Source organism: Actinomycetospora flava (assembly GCF_037400335.1).
GTDB lineage: Bacteria > Actinomycetota > Actinomycetes > Mycobacteriales > Pseudonocardiaceae > Actinomycetospora > Actinomycetospora flava.
In genome coordinates, this window is the sequence record NZ_JBBEGM010000011.1 from 242,971 (window position 1) to 260,390 (window position 17,420).

Annotated in this window: 17 protein-coding genes and 1 tRNA gene; 10 read left to right on the forward strand and 8 right to left on the reverse strand. The window is 70.3% G+C overall.

The features are described 5' to 3' along the window. Positions 1-16 precede the first annotated feature (16 nt). The gene (locus WCD58_RS24575; RefSeq protein ID WP_373696272.1) at positions 17-298 is read left to right on the forward strand and encodes an ArsR/SmtB family transcription factor; all 282 of its coding nucleotides are present in this window, start codon (positions 17-19) and stop codon (positions 296-298) included. Positions 299-595: 297 nt separating this feature from the next. Here the strand turns inward: WCD58_RS24575 and WCD58_RS33725 are convergent, their stop codons facing one another. From WCD58_RS33725 to WCD58_RS24590, 3 genes are all read right to left on the reverse strand, one after another. Then, the gene (locus WCD58_RS33725) at positions 596-898 is read right to left on the reverse strand and encodes a hypothetical protein (protein ID WP_373696273.1); all 303 of its coding nucleotides are present in this window, start codon (positions 896-898) and stop codon (positions 596-598) included. A gap of 1,182 nt (positions 899-2,080) precedes the next feature. Then, the gene (locus tag WCD58_RS24585) at positions 2,081-3,148 is read right to left on the reverse strand and encodes a catalase family protein (RefSeq protein WP_337705716.1); all 1,068 of its coding nucleotides are present in this window, start codon (positions 3,146-3,148) and stop codon (positions 2,081-2,083) included. After that, positions 3,145-3,570, reverse strand: coding sequence for a DoxX family protein (locus WCD58_RS24590; protein ID WP_337705717.1), 426 nt, complete (start codon positions 3,568-3,570; stop codon positions 3,145-3,147). Before WCD58_RS24590 ends, WCD58_RS24585 begins: the two co-directional genes overlap by 4 nt. A gap of 315 nt (positions 3,571-3,885) precedes the next feature. Between WCD58_RS24590 and WCD58_RS24595 the strand changes: the two genes are divergently transcribed. Together WCD58_RS24595 and WCD58_RS24600 are read left to right on the forward strand one after the other, a co-directional pair. Then, entirely contained in the window at positions 3,886-4,233 is a 348-nt protein-coding gene (locus WCD58_RS24595; protein ID WP_337705718.1) for a maleylpyruvate isomerase N-terminal domain-containing protein, read from the forward strand. 73 nt (positions 4,234-4,306) lie between these two features. Beyond that, positions 4,307-5,170 carry an NAD-dependent epimerase/dehydratase family protein gene (locus WCD58_RS24600; RefSeq protein ID WP_337705719.1) on the forward strand — a complete coding sequence of 288 codons (864 nt, stop codon included), beginning with the start codon at positions 4,307-4,309 and terminating at the stop codon, positions 5,168-5,170. Between the two features lie 286 nt (positions 5,171-5,456). Here WCD58_RS24600 and WCD58_RS24605 read toward each other — a convergent pair whose 3' ends face one another. The 4 genes from WCD58_RS24605 to WCD58_RS24620 form a co-directional block, all read right to left on the reverse strand. After that, positions 5,457-6,920: an MFS transporter gene (locus WCD58_RS24605; RefSeq protein ID WP_337705720.1), complete on the reverse strand. Its 1,464-nt coding sequence runs from the start codon at positions 6,918-6,920 to the stop codon at positions 5,457-5,459. Between the two features lie 25 nt (positions 6,921-6,945). Beyond that, positions 6,946-7,179 (reverse strand): hypothetical protein, encoded by a 234-nt coding sequence (locus WCD58_RS24610; RefSeq protein ID WP_337705721.1) that lies wholly within the window; start codon positions 7,177-7,179, stop codon positions 6,946-6,948. A 429-nt stretch (positions 7,180-7,608) separates the two neighbouring features. Beyond that, the gene (locus WCD58_RS24615; protein WP_337705722.1) at positions 7,609-8,775 is read right to left on the reverse strand and encodes a DUF3182 family protein; all 1,167 of its coding nucleotides are present in this window, start codon (positions 8,773-8,775) and stop codon (positions 7,609-7,611) included. A 99-nt stretch (positions 8,776-8,874) separates the two neighbouring features. Beyond that, positions 8,875-9,750: an alpha/beta hydrolase family protein gene (locus WCD58_RS24620; RefSeq protein ID WP_337705723.1), complete on the reverse strand. Its 876-nt coding sequence runs from the start codon at positions 9,748-9,750 to the stop codon at positions 8,875-8,877. A gap of 377 nt (positions 9,751-10,127) precedes the next feature. On the opposite strand from WCD58_RS24620, the gene WCD58_RS33730 reads away from it, so the two are divergent. The 6 genes from WCD58_RS33730 (at position 10,128) to WCD58_RS24645 (ending at position 15,451) form a co-directional block, all read left to right on the forward strand. Further along, positions 10,128-10,556, forward strand: coding sequence for an STAS domain-containing protein (locus tag WCD58_RS33730; RefSeq protein WP_373696274.1), 429 nt, complete (start codon positions 10,128-10,130; stop codon positions 10,554-10,556). Continuing rightward, a complete protein-coding gene (locus tag WCD58_RS24625) occupies positions 10,553-10,981 on the forward strand; it encodes a hypothetical protein (RefSeq protein WP_337705724.1) in 429 nt (142 codons plus the stop codon). Before WCD58_RS33730 ends, WCD58_RS24625 begins: the two co-directional genes overlap by 4 nt. Beyond that, positions 10,978-11,130, forward strand: a complete 153-nt coding sequence (locus WCD58_RS24630) for a hypothetical protein (RefSeq protein WP_337705725.1) — start codon at positions 10,978-10,980, stop codon at positions 11,128-11,130. Before WCD58_RS24625 ends, WCD58_RS24630 begins: the two co-directional genes overlap by 4 nt. Before the next feature lie 128 nt (positions 11,131-11,258). Continuing rightward, positions 11,259-12,404 (forward strand): glutathione-independent formaldehyde dehydrogenase, encoded by a 1,146-nt coding sequence (locus WCD58_RS24635; RefSeq protein ID WP_337705726.1) that lies wholly within the window; start codon positions 11,259-11,261, stop codon positions 12,402-12,404. Between the two features lie 506 nt (positions 12,405-12,910). Next, complete coding sequence (locus tag WCD58_RS24640; protein WP_337705727.1) at positions 12,911-13,654, forward strand: ANTAR domain-containing protein; 744 nt, start codon at positions 12,911-12,913, stop codon at positions 13,652-13,654. 828 nt (positions 13,655-14,482) lie between these two features. Further along, complete coding sequence (locus WCD58_RS24645; protein WP_337705728.1) at positions 14,483-15,451, forward strand: ATP-binding protein; 969 nt, start codon at positions 14,483-14,485, stop codon at positions 15,449-15,451. A gap of 805 nt (positions 15,452-16,256) precedes the next feature. Here WCD58_RS24645 and WCD58_RS24650 read toward each other — a convergent pair. Further along, positions 16,257-16,331: transfer RNA gene (locus WCD58_RS24650), tRNA-Arg, on the reverse strand. Between the two features lie 51 nt (positions 16,332-16,382). On the opposite strand from WCD58_RS24650, the gene WCD58_RS24655 reads away from it, so the two are divergent. Further along, the gene (locus WCD58_RS24655; protein WP_337705729.1) at positions 16,383-17,381 is read left to right on the forward strand and encodes an NAD(P)-binding domain-containing protein; all 999 of its coding nucleotides are present in this window, start codon (positions 16,383-16,385) and stop codon (positions 17,379-17,381) included. The last annotated feature ends 39 nt before the right edge of the window (positions 17,382-17,420 follow it).

A 17,420-nucleotide genomic window follows, 5' to 3' on the forward strand; every position in this document is an offset into this window, starting at 1 on the left:
GAGCACGCCGAGCCGGCTGCGCATCCTGCTGCGCCTGGCGGACGGGCCGTCGTCGGTCGGCGACCTCGCCGCGGCCGTCGGGATGGAGCAGTCCGCGGTGTCCCACCAGCTGCGCGTGCTGCGCCAGCTCGGGTTCGTCGTCGGCACCCGGCAGGGCAAGCAGATCTCCTACCGGCTCTTCGACCAGCACGTCGCGCGCCTGCTCGTCGAGGCGATCAACCACGTCCAGCACCTGCGGCCGGGCGTCACGGACGGTCCGACTGATGCCAGGGCCGAGCCGGCACTCATGCGGCAGTGACGGCTCGGCCGGGCCAGACCGAGTCAGACCGCGGTGACGGTGCCTCCGCCCTGGCCCGTGAGCCCGCTGGTGAGCCCGCCGAGGGACGTGCCGTCGAAGAGGGGAAGCGAGGACGTGGCGCGCGAGGCCCAGCAGCTCGAGCGCTAGCTGGTCGTGGCTGGCGACAACGGCAGCAGATGTCCCGTCCTGAGACCCACGCCGTCGGCAAGAGCGGTAGGAGAGCTTCCTCAAGGGCTCCCGAAGTGGTAGTGGCTCAGACGATGCAGCATGGAAGGCTGCGGGCGTCTAGCTCCCAAGTCAGCTCCGGGCGGGGGATTCATCCGGCGCCGCTGGATCTATGCCAAGTGCCAGACGTCGCAGGAGGGCTTCGAAGAGCGTGACGTCAGCGCCGAGCAGCTCGCGGTAATGCGACCTGACGTGAGCGGTCGCCTCGTCGCACTCCGTCAACGCCCGGCGGCCACGCGCCGAGAGGACGATGATGACACGACGTCGGTCGTCATCGTCGTGACGACGCAGAACGAGATTGCTCGCCACCATCCGGTTGACCAGCTTGCTGAGCTTGGGCGCCAGGAGAAACACGTGATCTGCGACCATATGCATCGAACATCCATCATGGTCAGCGAGTACGTGCAGAATCCGCCACTGGTCGAGGCTGGAGTTGCAACTCCGCAGGGTCTCGTCCAAACGCCGGGCCAGGGTTCGCTCGACGTGTGAGAGCAAACGAATCGGATCGTCGCCGTCCCCTGTGGGCCGTGCCGCGCTGGCTGGCACTGGATGATGGTAGCCACGAGAGTCAGATCGCCAGGGAGGCCGTCACCGAGATTGCGTCCTTCGAGCCTAAAGCGCTGGTGCAGACTCGTCCGTCTGGACTAATCGCGTGTGGGGTGTCTCGGGTTGCGCGGAGTCGGCTGAATAGAAGAGCGACCGTCCGGACCCGTCGCCACTTCAAGCTGACTCCGCCGAACCCGGGGCGAACCTTGCGACGCTGGTTGGTCTTGGTGCCTGCTCAGTGGCCGACAGACATGGCCGTCTCGCGCCTTGCCGTTGTACGACAGCGCGCGGCAGCGGTGCCGCCGCGCGTAGAAGCGCTCGAGGAGCTCGGCGTCGAGCCGTCCGGCCGCTAGGCCGCCGAACGTCGACAGGACGTAGTGGCGGACGAGGTCGTCGTAGGTGCCCGCCGTCTCGCGCAGGCGACGCGGGCGGTCCGTCAGGGGTCGGTGCCGGCGCAGACCCATGCGCGGCGCGATCCGCTCGGGAGCTGCTTGATCCAGCCGCGGCCGCGGCCGCGGCCGTGGCCGCGGCGGGTGCGAGGTGGCGTGAGCCGACGGTGAAGGATCAACGGTGTGCCCCGGCAGGATTCGAACCTGCGCCACCCCGTCCGGAGGCCGGGCGACCAGGTGTCCGGGGATGCTCTGCCTGGTCCGATAGACGCCGAGAGGTCGCGCCGAAGTCCTCTGGTGGCCCCGCGATGCCTCCTGTTCGTCTCACGAGCCGTCCCACGAATGCGCCCCGTCTGGGCGCACGAAATAGGTCGAGTAGCTCTCGAACCCGGGTGGAGAGGAGTCACGGCCTCATGGGTGACGCGCGGTGCTCGTTTGTACTGGTCAGCGATGGTGTCGCAGGCTGTCGATCATCAGTGGTGGCGAGCCTGAGCAGCCCTGTGGTGGGGAAGGCGTACCCAAAGCGTGCCCGGCTACTTGGAGGACCTCGGGCCCAGCGACCTCGTGGAACTGCACCGTTTTCGCCATCGTCGCCACTCCTCCCGCCGATCCAGTCCTTCGGTCAGTCCGGGAGCTCGTCGACAGAGCGCATGGTGGTGCCCTCGACGGCGTTGAGGTCGGTGCGCTGGTGGCCGAGCTCCTCGTAGGCCGCTCGACGCAGTCGGTTGACCGAGCCGAGCGGTCGGTGGGTCGCGAGACCGTGCCATGGCCGGAACGCGAGGCGGTCGTCGGCGAACACCCGGCGGGCGTTCGAGTAGGGCTGCTGCGGGGGCAGCCGCACGGTGGCGACACTGCGGTACGGGCTCTCCGACTGGTCCCAGTCCACCGACGCGTCCTCGACGGGCATCGACTCCGAGGTGCGCAGCTGGACCCGGACGTCGAACACCGTTTCGCGGTCCGTGGTCCACGACTCGACCAGCGCGCGCAGCACGCTGCTGTCGTCGTCCTCGCCGACCGTGCGCTCGGCGAGCGCTTCTTGCTCGGCCGTATCCGGATAGATAGCGATCTTGGCGACGTGGTCGCCGTACCCGAAGGCACCCTGGGTGTAGTACGCGTGGGCCAGCGGGTGGACGTTGCCGACGAGCCGGGAAAACGAGGTCATCGTCTGCCCGTCGGGGCGCGCGGCGACCTCGGCGGCCATGGCGTTCTCGTCGGAGAAGTTCCGTTCGCGGATCTCCGCGAGCTCCATGAACTTCTGCGCGGTGCCCGGCGGAAGGATCGGCAGCGTGTTGAACAGCAGGTCCTGGGTCGTCGTTCCCGGTTCGAGCATCTCGCCCGCGACGTCGAAGACCTTCAGCGAGAGGCCGCGGGCGTTGGGCTTGCGGTCGTCGTCGAGCTGCCCGGACTCGGTGGCCAGGCGAAGGACGACGTCGTGCCTGGCGCCGCCCGTCGCGAACAGGCCCTGGGCCAGCTCGGGCGGCAGGTCGTCGTGGACGGTCAGCGTGCCGCGCAGGATCCCGTGACTCTTGGCGTGGGTGGCGCGGACGCCGTGGCGGTGAAGGTCGAACGTCATGGCGTTGGTCCGGTGCATCGAGTCGATGCAGCGCCGGATGTGCTCGGCCTCGTCGGGCTGGATCTGCTCGACGTCGTCGGACCACGGGAGCGGGCGTGTGGTGGGCGCGTCCGTCATCGGCTGGCGCCCGTCCGCGGGAGGAGGCCCCCGGCGTGCAGGGCGGTCGCCCACATCAGCGGCTCGGTGAAGAGGCGCACCAGGCGCTTGCGATCGGTGTCAAGCCCGAGACCGTCGACACGGTTCTTGTACTGGGAGATATTGCCAGGGAACACCGCGACCAGGAACGTCGTGGTCAGCGCAGCCATCCGACGGCGCTCCTTGGGCAGGGCGAGCAGCCCGAGGCCGAGAGAGATCTCCACCGCCCCCGAGAGGAGCACGGTGTCGTCGGCGTCGATCGGCACCCACGGCGGGACCTGGGCGCGGAAGCCCTCACGGGCGAACGTCAGGTGCGATATCCCGGCGAAGGCCATGCCGGCCCCGGCCACCCATCGCGCCAGCTGTTGGCTGGCCGGAGGGCCGGACGACGTGCGAGTCACCACGATTTCTCCTCATCACGGGCAGGTACGCACCGGACGAAGCCTGTCGGTTGCGCGCAATCGAACTACCCGTGGTCCTCGGGGCCGACACCTCGACGCGTGCGGGTCCACGGGCGCCATTCCGACCACAGGCAGCGACCGATGACGGATGTCCTCGCCGACCTGATCGACCACGAGTGCGAGCGGTGCAACGCATGCCACCGAACGCATGACGGCTCCAGGCGGCGGGCGGCCCCCGCACCATGACCAATCACGAGAGCGTCTGGACCGCCGCAGAGGACCGCGTCGTCGCGCTGGTCGCTGACGAGTAAGGCGCGGATGGGTGTCGCCGTGCCTGCGTGCCCGGACTGGACGGCCAAGGACCTCGTGGCGCACATGGTCGGCGTGGACACCGATGCCGAGAACGGGGACGTTGACGACGACTTCTCCGGCACCTGGACCGACAAGCACGTGCGGGAGCGCGCCGACCGCTCGATCGGCGACGTCCTCGCCGAGTGGGAGGCGACGCGGCAGCGGGCCGACGAGCTGTTCGCGTCGGCCCCCGACGCGCTGAAGACCGGCATGGTCGTCGACGCCAGCGTCCACGAACAGGACCTCCGCCTCTCCGGCCGCACCGACACCGCGGGCATTCGGTCGACCGTCCTCACCGTCCTGGGGCGAGCCTGAGCGGACCGGCACTCCCGGAGACGCTCGGTTGTGTACGACCGACATCGGGAACGCCCCGGACATGAGACTCTTGGTGACCGGGGCCCTCGGCAAGGTCGGACGCGCGACCGTCGACGCCGCTCAGCAGGCGGGGCACGCTGTCACAGCTAGTGATCAGGCCCCGCCGGCCTACGGCCCGACCGACCCGTCGGCTCCGCCGTACATCCGGGCCGATCTGACCGACCACGGGCAGACGGTCGACCTTCTCGCCCGCGTGCGACCGGACGCCGTGGTGCACACCGCTGGCATCCCCGAGCCGTTCCAGGACACCGAGGTCGCGGTCTTCGACACGAACGTCCCGGCGCTGTTCCACGTCATCGAGGCGGTCCGCACCGTCGGCGTGCCGCGGCTGGTGGCCATGTCGAGCGAGACCGCGCCCGGATACATGACCGGCGACCCGGTGCTACTGCCCGACTACCTGCCCGTGGACGAGGACCACCCCTTGCGACCGCGGGAGGCCTACGCGCTGTCCAAGGTGCTCGGAGAGCAGATGGTCGACGCGCTGGTGCGCCGGCAGGACAGCGCGGTGCCCGTCACCGCGGTGTCGATCCGCCCCTCGCTGGTCACCACCGGCGACATGTACTCGGGGTTCATCAAGCAGACGCGCGAGGCGGAGCTCGCGCCCTCGTTCAACCAGTGGACCTTCGTCGACGCCGACGACCTCGGCGACCTCGCGCTGCGGGCCGCGACAGCGGATACGCCGGGCCACGAGGTCGTCTACGCGGCCCAGCCGGACAACCTGCGCGGCGAGCTCCTCGCCGACCTGGTCGCTCGCGCCTACGGCAATGCGGCACCGCCGGTCGGTGATCTCGAGCGCCCGGACGCCGGCGCGATCAGCATCGCCAAGGCGCGTCGCCTCTTCGGGTGGCAGCCGCGCGCTGGCCTCGCCGCCCGCTGACCGAAGGGCGGCCGGGGTAGCGTTTCCGTAGAACCAGACCGCGTTCGCCGACGTCGAGGAGAACGCGTCGGACACGGGGTGGCCGAAGGCCTGGCTCCGTGGGCTCTCGCCAGCAGCGAGCAGGCTCAGCACGCCAACGTCGACACGTTCGAGCGCCACGGGGCGTACCCCACAGGACATTCGTCGCGCGGGAGGACCGGACCGGGCGATCGACTTGCTCAAGAAGACGTTCCACTCACCGTCTTCATGGCGTGCTCGACTCCCTGATGACGTGTCAGTGGTGGCATCAGTGGTGGTAGGTGCGGGTGGCAGCGGCGTAGGCGTGCTCGTCCTGCCGGTGTCGGCGGCCGCGCAGGACGTCGGTGAGTCCGAGCGCGAACGCGATGGCTACGAACCCGGTGATGACGAGCAGGCCCGTGCTGAGAGCGCCGCCGAAGTCCCGGTCAGAAAGCGACAGGACGGTGAAGAACACCGAGGAGACCAGCGCGATGCCGATCGAGGACCCTATGCGTTGCGAGGTCTGCTGCATGCCGGCCGCGGTGCCGCCTTCGTCGGTGGGCACGTTCTGCAGGGTCAGTGCTTGGTTCGGCGTGATCACCATGCCGCTGCCGACCCCGGACAGGAACAGCGGCACCGCGGTGAGGAGCCCGACCACGGGCCCGGTCTCCGCTCGCACGATCACGAGGGTGGCGACGATCCCGACGGCCATGACCACGGTCCCCGCCACGACCAGTGGGCGTCCGAACCGTCCGACGACCCGGCCGCCGATCGCGGCCGCGATCGCCGAGCCGACCGCGTAGGGCAGGGACGCCGCCCCCGCCTGAAGGGCCGTGTAGCCCAGGCCCTGCTGGAAGTACACGGTGAGCACGAAGAAGATGGCGGTGGAGCCGGCCATGTAGAGCGTGCCCAGGGAGGTGCCCAGCACGTAGCCGGGGCTGCGCAGGACGCGGCCGTTGGCCAAGGGGTCGCCACCGCGGGCGGAGTAGCGCCGCTCCCACCACGCGAACGTGCCGAGGAGCGCCACGCCGAGCGCGATCGTCCACCAGGGCGCCGCCGCGGGGTCACGGTCGGCCAGCACCAGGGGCAGCAGGATCCCGACGACGGACAGGCCGAGCAGACTCGCGCCGAGCGGATCCAGCGAGGCCTGGGTATTGCGCTGCTCGCGGGACGGATCGGCGGGCAGCAGGCGGGGCGCGAGCGCCAGCGCGAGCAGGGCGAACGGCAGGTTGACCAGGAAGATGAGCCGCCAGCCCAGCTCGGGACCGCCGGCCTCGATGAGCAGCCCGCCGACCAGCGGTCCGATAGCGGTGGACGACGCGTTGACCGCCCCGAACACGCCGAATGCGGTGCCGCGCTCGTCGCGCGGGAACATCTGTTGGATCAGCCCGAGGAGCTGCGGGTTCAGCAGTCCGCCGGCGGCGCCCTGCAGCAGCCGGGCGACCACGAGCCAGAGCGGCGTCGTTGCCAGGCCCGCCGCGATGCTGCTCGCGGCGAACAGCAGCAGGCCGGCGACGAACATCTTCTTGCGGCCTCGGCTGTCACCGAGGCGGCCGCCGGGGACGAGCGCGATACCGAAGGTCAGCGTGTACCCGGCGACAATCCACGCCAAGTCCGCGGGGGTCGCGCCGAGCCCGGTCTGGAAGGACGGTAGTGCGACGTTGACGATGCTGACGTCGATGAAGATCATGACGCTGGCGGCCATGCAAACTGCGAGCGCGCGCCAGCGGCCGGGATGGGCGTTATCGGTCACGAGGATCCCTCTCGTCGACAGCCGTTCAGCGGCGGGCGTTCAGCGACGCGCGCGCCGCTGCGTCAGCAGGCCACTCGCGTGGAGCGCGGCACTCCCACATCAGGGGCTCGACAAACAGGCGGATCAGCCGCTTCCCATCGGAGTCGAGGCCAAGTCCGTCCACCCGGTTGCGGTACTGCGGGATGTCGCCGGGGAAGACACCCACGCCCCAGCGGGCCAGCCTTCCGGTACTGGTCTCGCGTGCGTTCACCACGGACATGTCTCCGTCCTTGCGATGCCGACGACTTGCTCGAGGTCACCGGGGCCGAGGGGATCAGGAGGACACCCCGTGGGGTCGAGGTCGTCGTCGAGGTCCGTGGCTGCGCCTGCCGGAAGCTCCATCGGCGGACCAGAATCCGACGCGCTGAATCCGTCGTGCACGTTTCGATTGACTACGACCACGTGCCCATGACGGGCCGACACCATGCGGTCGAGATCGGGAGGTGGGTCACGTCATACCAGGTGGGCGGGCGGACAATGAGGATGGCCGTTGCTGTTCGCCGCCGGATCCTTCGGGGGGTGCAAGGGCAAGTCACGAGAGCGCCGGACGGTGGTGGCGGGGCCTGGGTGCGGGGGGCCGGTCGGCGCCCCTGTTCCGCGCTACCTGCGGCGATCACCCGACGCCACGGGGAGCTCGTCCGCCGTCCGGTCAGAAGGCGCCGATGAAGACATACTTGCCGTCGAACCCGGCGTCGATGCCGTCCCAGAACACGTGGCTTCCGGCGACGGTCCGGGCGTGGTCGGCGTAGCGGCGGGCGGCATCGTCGAAGCTGTGCCGGCTGCTGCGCACCGCGTAGGCAAGATCGGGATCCTTCCGGAGCTCACGGATGGCCAGGAGCTCGGCGGGGGAGGCGCCGCCCACCCGGCCCGACTCCTCGAGCGCGGCGGTGATCTCCTCGCGGCTGCCGTCGCGCCGGGCGACCGTGCCAGTGATGACGTCGACGTTGGCGCGGGTCTCGAACGCGCCGTCGGCCTCCCAGAGCCGGATGCCCTCGATGTAGCGCTGGGCGGCGTTGATGATGCCGGGCGTGGGGGCCAGCCGGACGTCCTCGGCGACGGGATCGCGGGCGACGACGCCGCCGGACGGCAGCACGACCAGCTCGCAGGGGTCGCCCCGGACCATGACGATCGAGGTTCCGCCGTAGTTCTGGATCACACCTTGGTCGGTTGTCTCGACCGAGAGCTCGCGGAGGCTGCCAAAGGAGCTGTAGCACCCGTCCGGTGTCCTCGTGACCGTGACGCTCCAGGCCTCGACGTCCTCGACCTCGGCCTCGACAACGAAGCCGAAGTGGGCCAGGTAGTCGTTCAGCTCGAGGTCACGGCTCGCCCGCGCGTCGGCGGCCACGGATGCCAGCACGGACTCGATCTCGTCGGTCGATCGCAGGGACCACTGCCCGACCCCGCTGGCGCCGTTCGGGTCCTTGAACCGCACGCCGGGGTACTCCTCGAGCAGCGCGGCGGCGGCTCCGGCCAGCGACGTCGACGAGAAGCAGCTCCGACCCGGGACCGTGGTCTCGCTGACGTAGCGCGGGAACCGGTGGTCGAACCAGGCGGGGGTCTCGTCGGGGTCGAAGGGTTCGTGGACCTGGACCTTGGTCGTGCGCTGCACCAGGTCGCGAGGCAGCGACGACCCGTAGATCCACAGCGGCGTGCCGGACCCGTCGACCGGGCCGTCGTCGGTTAGCCGCGCGCCGAGGTCCTCGAGGGCGACCGCCTCGTGCGTGATCACCACCCGATAGCCCGCGGGCGCGATCTCCGCGCAGAGCTCGGTGACGCCGCGGTCCCGGGCCTCGATGCCCGTGAGGTGCTCGGTCACGCCACGTCTCCTACCCGGGCCCTGTCGCGGAGAACCGTGGTCGCGGGCCGGGTGTGACGCTCTCGGTCCGCGGCGAACCGGGGGGCCACGCGGCCCGAATCAGGCGCTCGCTCGGGGGAGCGTCGCGAGCACCTCGGCGAAGAAGCCCTCGACCGCCGGCTGCAGCTTCGTCCCGTGGTGGCCGACGCCGGGGACGACGTCGAGCCGCGCCTCGATCCCGTGTACGGCGAAGTTGCGGTGCAGGGCGTGGAGCCGGTCGACCCGCGTCGTCCCGGCCGCGTCGGCGCCCGGCATCCAGTTGGTCCCTCCCGGGTTGTTGATCTCCCAGGTCTCGATGTCCGCCTCGCCGACCACCATCTGCACCGCGACCCGCCGGACGGCGTCGAGGTCGATCCCGTGCCCGAAGCGATCGGCGACGTCCGCGGTGCCGATCCACCACGGCTGATCTGGGTCGATCATGGTGACCCGACCCGGCGCGGCGATGGACACGGCGGCGAGGCGCTCGGGGTGCAGGTAGAGGAACCGATGGGTGAACTGCCCGCCGCCGGAGAAGCCGTGCAGCAGGAACCGGCGGCCGTCGACCGGGAACCGCGCCACGACCTCGTCGACGATGTCGAGCAGGAGGCGGTCGAAGCGGATGTCGCCGTAGGCGAGGAACTTGAAGTTGTGCAGGTCCTCCGGATCGCCGATGCCCGCGGGAAAGAGCGGGGTCAGCACTACGCACCCGTGCCTCTCGGCGAACCCGGACCACGCGTTGCGGTAGAGCTCCGCGGTCCGCGCGGTGCCGTGCACCACGACGACCAGCGGCATCGGCGACCGCGCGGCATCGTGGACCTGCGGGACGTACAGCGCGAAGCTGACCCGCTGATCAGCCTGCGCGGCGAAGAACGGGGTCGGCCCCGACCGGTAGAACTGCTCCGGATGGTGCGGCCGGTTTCGGACGGCGCTCGCCCCGGCTTCGCGGTACTCGGACACGCCGGCGAGTCGAACTCATCTGGCATGGCGATGCAATCCCGAGACCCTGCCGAGGTCGGGCCCGCCTCGCCTCGGGCGTCGCCGCGGGGTGCTTGTGGCGAGCCATTCGGTTGTGCAACGCTGAAACGGACGGTCGGTTGACCCCTGGCAGCCCCGGATGATGTCCCGTCTGCGCGTCCCGTCGTCTTTCGTCGCTCTCCCTGTGCTCGATACGCCTTCCGGGAGTGCGTGCGTTCCGCGGAGACGCGCACTCTGAGAGCTGGTCTCAACTCGTGCCTTCTCAGGAAACACCTTCCACGACAGACCGCGGCCGGATGGTTCCCTGGCCGGGACCTGCCCCAGACGAGCTGGCCGACGGCTCGCTGGTCATCTCCGTCATGACGCCTCGCGCCGGAGTGGTGGTGGTTCGCGCGGTCGGGGAGATCGACCTGCTCACCGCTATCGCGTGGCGACGTACGTTGCGCGCATCGGCGTCGATCGCGGGATCCCCAAACCCTCCGGTACCGCTCACCGCTAGCTCCAGCGGACCACCCGGGACAGCCGGACGCGGCCCCCGACGGGTGGTGTGCGACCTGTCCGCGGTCACGTTCCTGGGCGCCACGGGACTCGGCGTGCTCGTCGATCTCACGGCTCACGCCGCGACGTGCGGGGTGGAGTTGTGCCTGGTCACCGAGGACCGAGGTCCGGTGTGGCGACTGCTGTGTCTCAGCGGGCTCGACCGCTGCATCGTCATCCATCCGCACCTCGACCAGGCCGTGTCATCCCCGATTTCCGGCGAGTCCGCCTTGAGCCGGGCAGCCTCATGACCTCCGTGCGGAACCACGGCAACGGCGTGACCGGACCGCCACCGCCGCTGGGGGCAGCGGTCGTGGTCGCGTTGCGCATGCTCGGCGACCTCGATCAGGTCGCGGCGGGAGTCAGCGACGGGCGACTCGAGGCGCTGCTGCGGACCAGCCTGTCCCACCACGTCAAGACGAGACAAGGGCAGGACGGCGCGGTGCCCGACCCAGCGGTGGCGGTGCTGACCGCGTGCGCTCACCTCGCGGCGAGCGGGCGCGAAGATGCCTACCTCGCGCTGAGCACCGCTCGGGACCTCCTCGCGCAGGCAGCCGCCACCGGATCGGCCCACGAGCAACCGACAGACCTCAGCATCGACCTCGCGGCGGGGAAGCTGCGCGGGCCCACCCGCGACGCAGCGAGCAATCGACGACACAACGGTGTGAGACGGTGACCGACACCGCAGACGATCACTGCCGGGTGTGTGGCGTCGCGCTCTATCTCGACGACCTCACCGATCCGGCCACGCCGCTGTGGCTCGACGGGGACGGCGAATATCCCACCTGCCGCGAGGGCGACCCGCACATCCCGCGGAGCTGGTGAGCCGAAAGCTGGACCGCCCCATCCCTTCCATCAATCACACGCGGACGGAATCTCGACCCCGCCGGCGGCAGGCGGCGGGCAAGGACACCGCCGAGCCAACCGGCTCGGCGTCGATGAGGGGAGAAGACGTGAAGGCAGTGATCTACGACGGTCCGAAGCAGGTCGGCGTCCGCGACGTCGAGGACGCCCGGATCGAGCGCCCCACCGACGTGCTGGTACGGATCACGACCACCAACATCTGCGGGTCGGACCTGCACATGTACGAGGGCCGCACCAACCTGGAGCAGGGGCGGATCATCGGGCACGAGAACCTCGGCGAGGTCGTCGAGGTCGGCGACGGCGTCGAGCGCGTTCGGGTCGGGGACCGGGTGTGCCTGCCCTTCAACATCGGCTGCGGGTTCTGCGCGAACTGCGAGAAGGGCCGCACCGGGTTCTGTCTGACCGTGGACTCCGACACCCCAGGCGGCGCCTACGGCTTCGCCGGGATGGGCCCCTACCAGGGCGGCCAGGCCGAGTACCTGCGCGTGCCGTTCGGCGACTTCAACGCCCTGGTCCTGCCCGAGGACGCCGTCGACAAGGAAGACGACTACGTCATGCTCGCCGACATATTCCCCACCGGCTGGCACGCGACCCGGCTGGCCGGGATGGTCGCCGGTGAGTCCGTGGTCGTCTCCGGCGCGGGACCGGTCGGTCTCATGGCCGCGTACTCGGCGATGATCCAAGGCGCCAGCCAGGTCATGGTCATCGACCGGCTGCCCGACCGGTTGAAGCTCGCCGAGCAGATCGGGGCGATCCCGATCGACGACTCCGCCGGCGACCCGGTCGAGCAGGTGCTCGACCTCACCGACGGGCAGGGCGCCGCGCGCGGCTGCGAGTGCGTGGGCTACCAGGCCCACGACCCCCAGGGCGACGAGGAACCCAACGCTACGATGAACCAGCTGGTCAACGCGGTGCGGGCCACCGGCAAGATCGGCGTGGTCGGAATCTTCCTGCCCCAGGACCCCGGGGCATCCGACGAGCTGCTCGCGCAGGGCCGGATCCCGTTCGACTTCGGGACCTACTGGTTCAAGGGCCAGTCGATGGGCACCGGGCAGGCGAACGTGAAGAACTACAACCGCGAGCTCGCCGACCTGATCCACCACGACCGGGCCCAGCCGTCGTGGATCGTGTCCCACCGGCTGCCCCTGGCGCAGGCACCGCAGGCCTACCAGCACTTCGACGACCGCGACCAGGGCTGGACCAAGGTCCTGCTCAAGCCCGACCTGGCGGCCTGATCCCGGAGGGGGAGACGTCGGACCGGGAGTCGACCCTCCAGCTTCTGGCCGGCCCGCCACGTCGCCGTGCCGGAGCGGCGCCCATCACCAGGTACGACGCACTCGATTTCGTCGAGCAGCACGCGGCAGCCGGGCGGCTGTTCACCGCCGCGGGCGTGCAGTCCCTCGTCGGGAGCAGGGCACGGGCGTACTCATGCCGTAATCGAAGCCGCCAGAGCCGCTAGGCAATGCAGCGCGGCCGTGCTGCGGCATCGACAGCCCGCGAAGGCTGAACAATCGCCGAGCGAGATCAAGCCGGAAACCGAGACGGCCGTGCGGAACTGACTCACGGAGTAGCGGGTTGCCGATGCGCGACACCGAATGGTCGCGCTCCCGCTGTCTGTTGGACGGATAACGCAGGGCTTGTACGGTTGCTGGGGACGGGTCGACCAGACGGCCCGACCACTGCGGCGGGCCCTCGTCGGCTCGGCCGATTCCTTCCACGGGGGAGAGGAGGGGACAGCAGCATGCAGGACCCGCACGATGAACAGCTGGTCAAGTCCTTGCGGAGCGCTGCTGAGCAGCTCACCGAGAACCGCAGCATCCGCGATCTCGAGACCACGGTCTCCAAGCTCATGCACGCGGCGGTGGCCACCATTCCAGGGGTGGCCGGCGGCGGCATCTCGCGCACCGAGCAGGGCACCGTGCGCTCCAGCCACGCGACCGACGGCCGAATCTACGAGCTCGACCAGCTCCAGTCCGAGCTCGAGCAGGGCCCGTGTATCACCGCCGCGGACGACCCGCCCATCGCCGGTGTCGTGACCGCCAACGACCTGGCCGGAGCCGACGCGGAGCGCTGGCCGCTCTTCGCGCCCCGGTGCGTGCAGGCTGGCTTCCGTTCGCTGATGTCGGTGCAGTTGTCCCTGCAGGGCAAGCGGCGCTCGGCGCTGAACCTCTACAGCCACGTCCCCGACGTCTTCGACGCCTCCGCCGAGCTCACCGGTGGCCTGTTCGGCATCCAGGCGGCCACCCTGCTCCACGGGGCCGAGCACGCCACCGACCTGGGGAAGGCCCGCGAGAGCCGCGACGTGATCGGGCAGGCCAAGGGCATCCTCATGGAGCGCTTCACCGTCGACGACGACGAGGCCTTCCAGATGCTGATCAGCTCGTCGCAGGACACCAACATGAAGCTCGTCGACGTCGCCCACTGGCTCGTCGAGGAAGCGCGCATCCGCCGAGCCGGCGGCGGTCCACGCACCGACCGGAGATAGGCCCGCGTCTCGGCACGCGGCGCCTCGTCCCATGCTCGGTCCGAACCAGCTTCGAGCAGTTTCAGCGGACAGCAATCCCGGGAAAGCGAGTTGCCTCTGGCTGTGAGCTGGGGCCGAACTGGGCGGTGTACCACCGGTACGCCGTAGGTCCGGTTCAACAGCGCAGCCGGACGACGGAGCTCCGTCCGTCGGAGCTTCGGCGCCGGCGACGGAGTTCTGTTCGTCCGGAGTCGCCGCTGGGGTCACGCCGCCGACGACACGACATGAGAGCACGCAGCGCCTGCTGGCGCTATGCACCACTGAACGACCGAACGGGCTGACGACGCCAGACGCTGATCGCGTCCCCTGCGTGCTCAAGATCATGCAGCATCGAGGCAGGACGGGCGAGAGCATGTGCTCCGGGCCCGGCGCACGACCTGACATCGAGCAGCAGGTCAAGGTGGGTTCGGCAGGACGAAGTGACACCAGCAAGCAAGGCGAGGCTCGTTCACACCGAGAAGGTCACTGAGACGAGGTCCAGCCGATAGCGGCAGTCTCCGGAGTCCGGGCAACCGAGTGATCGCAGGCGTTCTGCCCGGCCCTGAGGGGATCGGCTGGTCGCGCTCTTGACCCCTGAGGCTTTCTGACGACCCCTGGTTCGTCCCCCGAGCCGTCCCACGCTCAGCGAGGACGTGGCGCTTCGAGCTCTCAGCCATCGAGTCAGCAAGATGGGCAGGCTCGAACTCCCATTCGGGCCGCTATGGCGAGCCCTTGACGGCGTCGGACTCTCCTTGCAGCGGTCGGCAAGAGACGCAGAGCCGCGATCACGGGAGTCGTTACGGTCAGCTCGTGGAGCTGCTCGGTCGCTCCGAGGAGACCCTGACCGTGGATCGGCTCCTCGGCTCCGCCCGCGGAGGTTTCAGTGGTGTCCTGGTGGTGCGCGGGGAGCCCGGGATCGGCAAGACCGCCATCCTCGACCACGCTGTCGAGGGCGGAATCGGCGCGGGCTTCCGTGTGGTCCGGGTCGTCGGGATCCAGGCCGAGCAGGAACTGGGCTACGCCGCCCTGCATCGCCTCCTGGTCGACCTGCTTCCTCAACGGGAGGTGCTGCCGCCACCGCAACGCGATGCTCTGGAGGTCGCCTTCGGGCTGGCTTCGGGGGCGCGTGCGGATCGTTTCCTCATCGGGCTGGCCGTGCTCACGCTCGTGGGGGAGGCCGCGAACGACCGGCCGGTCCTGTGGGTGTGCGACGACGCGCAGTGGTTGGACCGGGAGACCCTGGAGGTTCTGGCCTTCCTCGGTCGTCGGCTTGAGGCTGACCGGGTGGTCCTGCTGATGGGGGTGCGGGACGGGGCGGCTGCCGCGGACATCCTCGACGACCTCCCGGTGCTTCTGGTGGGTGGCCTGCAGGGGCGTCCGGCCCGGGAACTGGTGGAGAGGTCGACCGCCGGTCGTCTCGACGCGGCGGTGGCGGGCCGGGTCGTGGCCGAAGCGCAAGGGAACCCGCTCGCGCTCAGGGAGCTGGCGGTGGATGTCGCGGGCGCGCATCCGGACACCTCGCAGGTGCCGTTGTCCGCCCGCCTTCCGCTGGGGCGCCAGCTCGAGGCGGCCCCGGGACCCCAGGAGCGCGCGGCATCGTCGACACCGTGGCCCCGCGCCACGACGGCGGCGAGCTGGCTGCCGAGGGTCCCGGCCATCCCGGCCACCCTCGCGAGGTCGCGCGGGCTGAACGGCGGGCGGCCGCGATCGCGGAAGAGGTCGATGAACCCCCAGGTGTGGTCCCCGAACCGGACCACGGCCCGGAGCTCGTCGGAGTAGCCCAGCGGGTCCAAGAGCTCGCGGAAGCGCGCGCTGCGGGCGGGGTTGTCGTCGGTCGTCGAGCGGCGTGAGGCCACGGGCGACGGGCATCGTGCGAGGTCTCGGAAGAGCATCACGTCTTCGACCTGGAATTCGAAGCGCCAGTAGCACGCGCAGTAGCCGGCCACCGCGTTCTCGATCCGGGTGGGGCTCGTGGGCATGAGGGAGAACGGGTCCACCCCGTACCAGACCGCGGAGTCGTACGAGACGAGACGACGGAGCCGTCGGGAGGCCGCAGCGAGAACCTCCTCACCGCGCCCGCCGCTGAACGAGTGGCGTTGTCCCGCGCCGACTGCGGTGGTCGGCGACGGGGCGATCGGGTTCATGGCGGGAAGCTCCTGACAGTGGACGAGCGCACGTCCGTGGTTTCAGTCGAGCGTGGCGTGCCGTCGACGGCTCCGCATCCCGGTAGTCCGTAGTCCGTTTCGCGATCCGTCACGCCCCGCCGGGCCACCACACCGCAGCCCTCCGATGGCCCCGACGACACCGAAGGCCGACGTCGGTGAGCTGTCTGGCGGTCACGGTGGCCTTCCGGCCCTCATGAGGGACAACGACGTCGATCTGCTCGACAGGCACATCGATGCGCTCACCAGGGCGGGTGTCCTCGACTTCGCATCCGCCGGGAGTCAGAACGACGCCATTGGGGCCAGCATCGGCCTGCATCTTGCGAAACGACGTTGGGACGAAAGGGTCAAGCGTTCGTCCCACACTCGTCCCACGGCCCATCGAGCGGACGCCGAGCCGTTGCGTTCGCGCAGGTCAGACGTGGTGCCCCCGGCAGGATTCGAACCTGCGCCACCGCCTCCGGAGGGCGGTGCTCTATCCCCTGAGCTACGGGGGCGAACCGGTCACGAGCCTAGCGCACGAGCGATCGAGCACCGACGCTCGGGTGATGGCACACGCAGAGATCCATCGGGACCGCAGCATCGACGCCGCGGACCTCGCCGCCCTGGCCGGGCGCACCGTCGGCGTGATCGGCTTCGGCAACCAGGGTGCGGCGCAGGCGGCGAACCTGCGCGACTCGGGGCACGCGCCGGTCGTCGGCAACCGGGACGACGCGTACGCCGAGCACGCGCGGGAGGAGGGCTTCGACCCGCGCCCGATCGCCGAGGCATCCCGGGCCGCCGAGATCGTCCTGCTGCTGGTGCCCGACGAGGTGCAGCCCGACCTCGTGCGCTCCGAGATCGCGCCCGGCCTGGGCGCGGGCGACACCCTGGTCGTCGCCAGCGGCTACAACTGGCACTTCGGTCTGCTCGACGTGCCCGACGGCGTCGACGTCGTCATGGTCGCGCCGCGCATGATCGGAGCGGCGGTTCGCGACCGCTACGCCGACCGCCACGGCTTCCCGTGCTTCGTCTCGGTCGAGCGCGACGCCACCGGCCGGGCGTGGGAGACGACGCTCGCGGTCGCCCGCGCGATCGGGGGGACGCTCGGCGGAGCGATCGTGTCGAGCGCGCGGGAGGAGGCGGCGCTCGACCTGTTCAGCGAGCAGGCGGTGTGGCCGGCGATCCTCGACGTCGTGCGCACCGCGCACCGGGTCGCGATCGAGGCCGGGTTCAGCGAGGAGGCCGTGCTCAACGAGCTCTACCTGTCCGCCGAGCCCGCCGAGGTGTTCGCGCACGTCGCCCGCGACGGCCTGTTCGGCCAGCTCGGGCTGCACTCGCGGACCTCGCAGTACGGGCAGCTCCGGGCGCTGCGGTCGCTGGAGGGTCAGGGCGAGCTGGCGGCGCGCTTCGGCCGCGTCATGCACGACGACATCCTGTCCGGGGCGTTCGCGCAGGAGTGGAGCCGGCCCGAGGCGGGGGAGCGGCTCGACGCCCTGCGCGAGGAGGCCGCGGCGAGCCCGATCGCGGCGGCGGAGGCGGAGGTGCGGGCGCGCCTGGGGGCGTAGAGACGAAGATCAGGAGGTCGAAACGCACCCCCGAGCAAC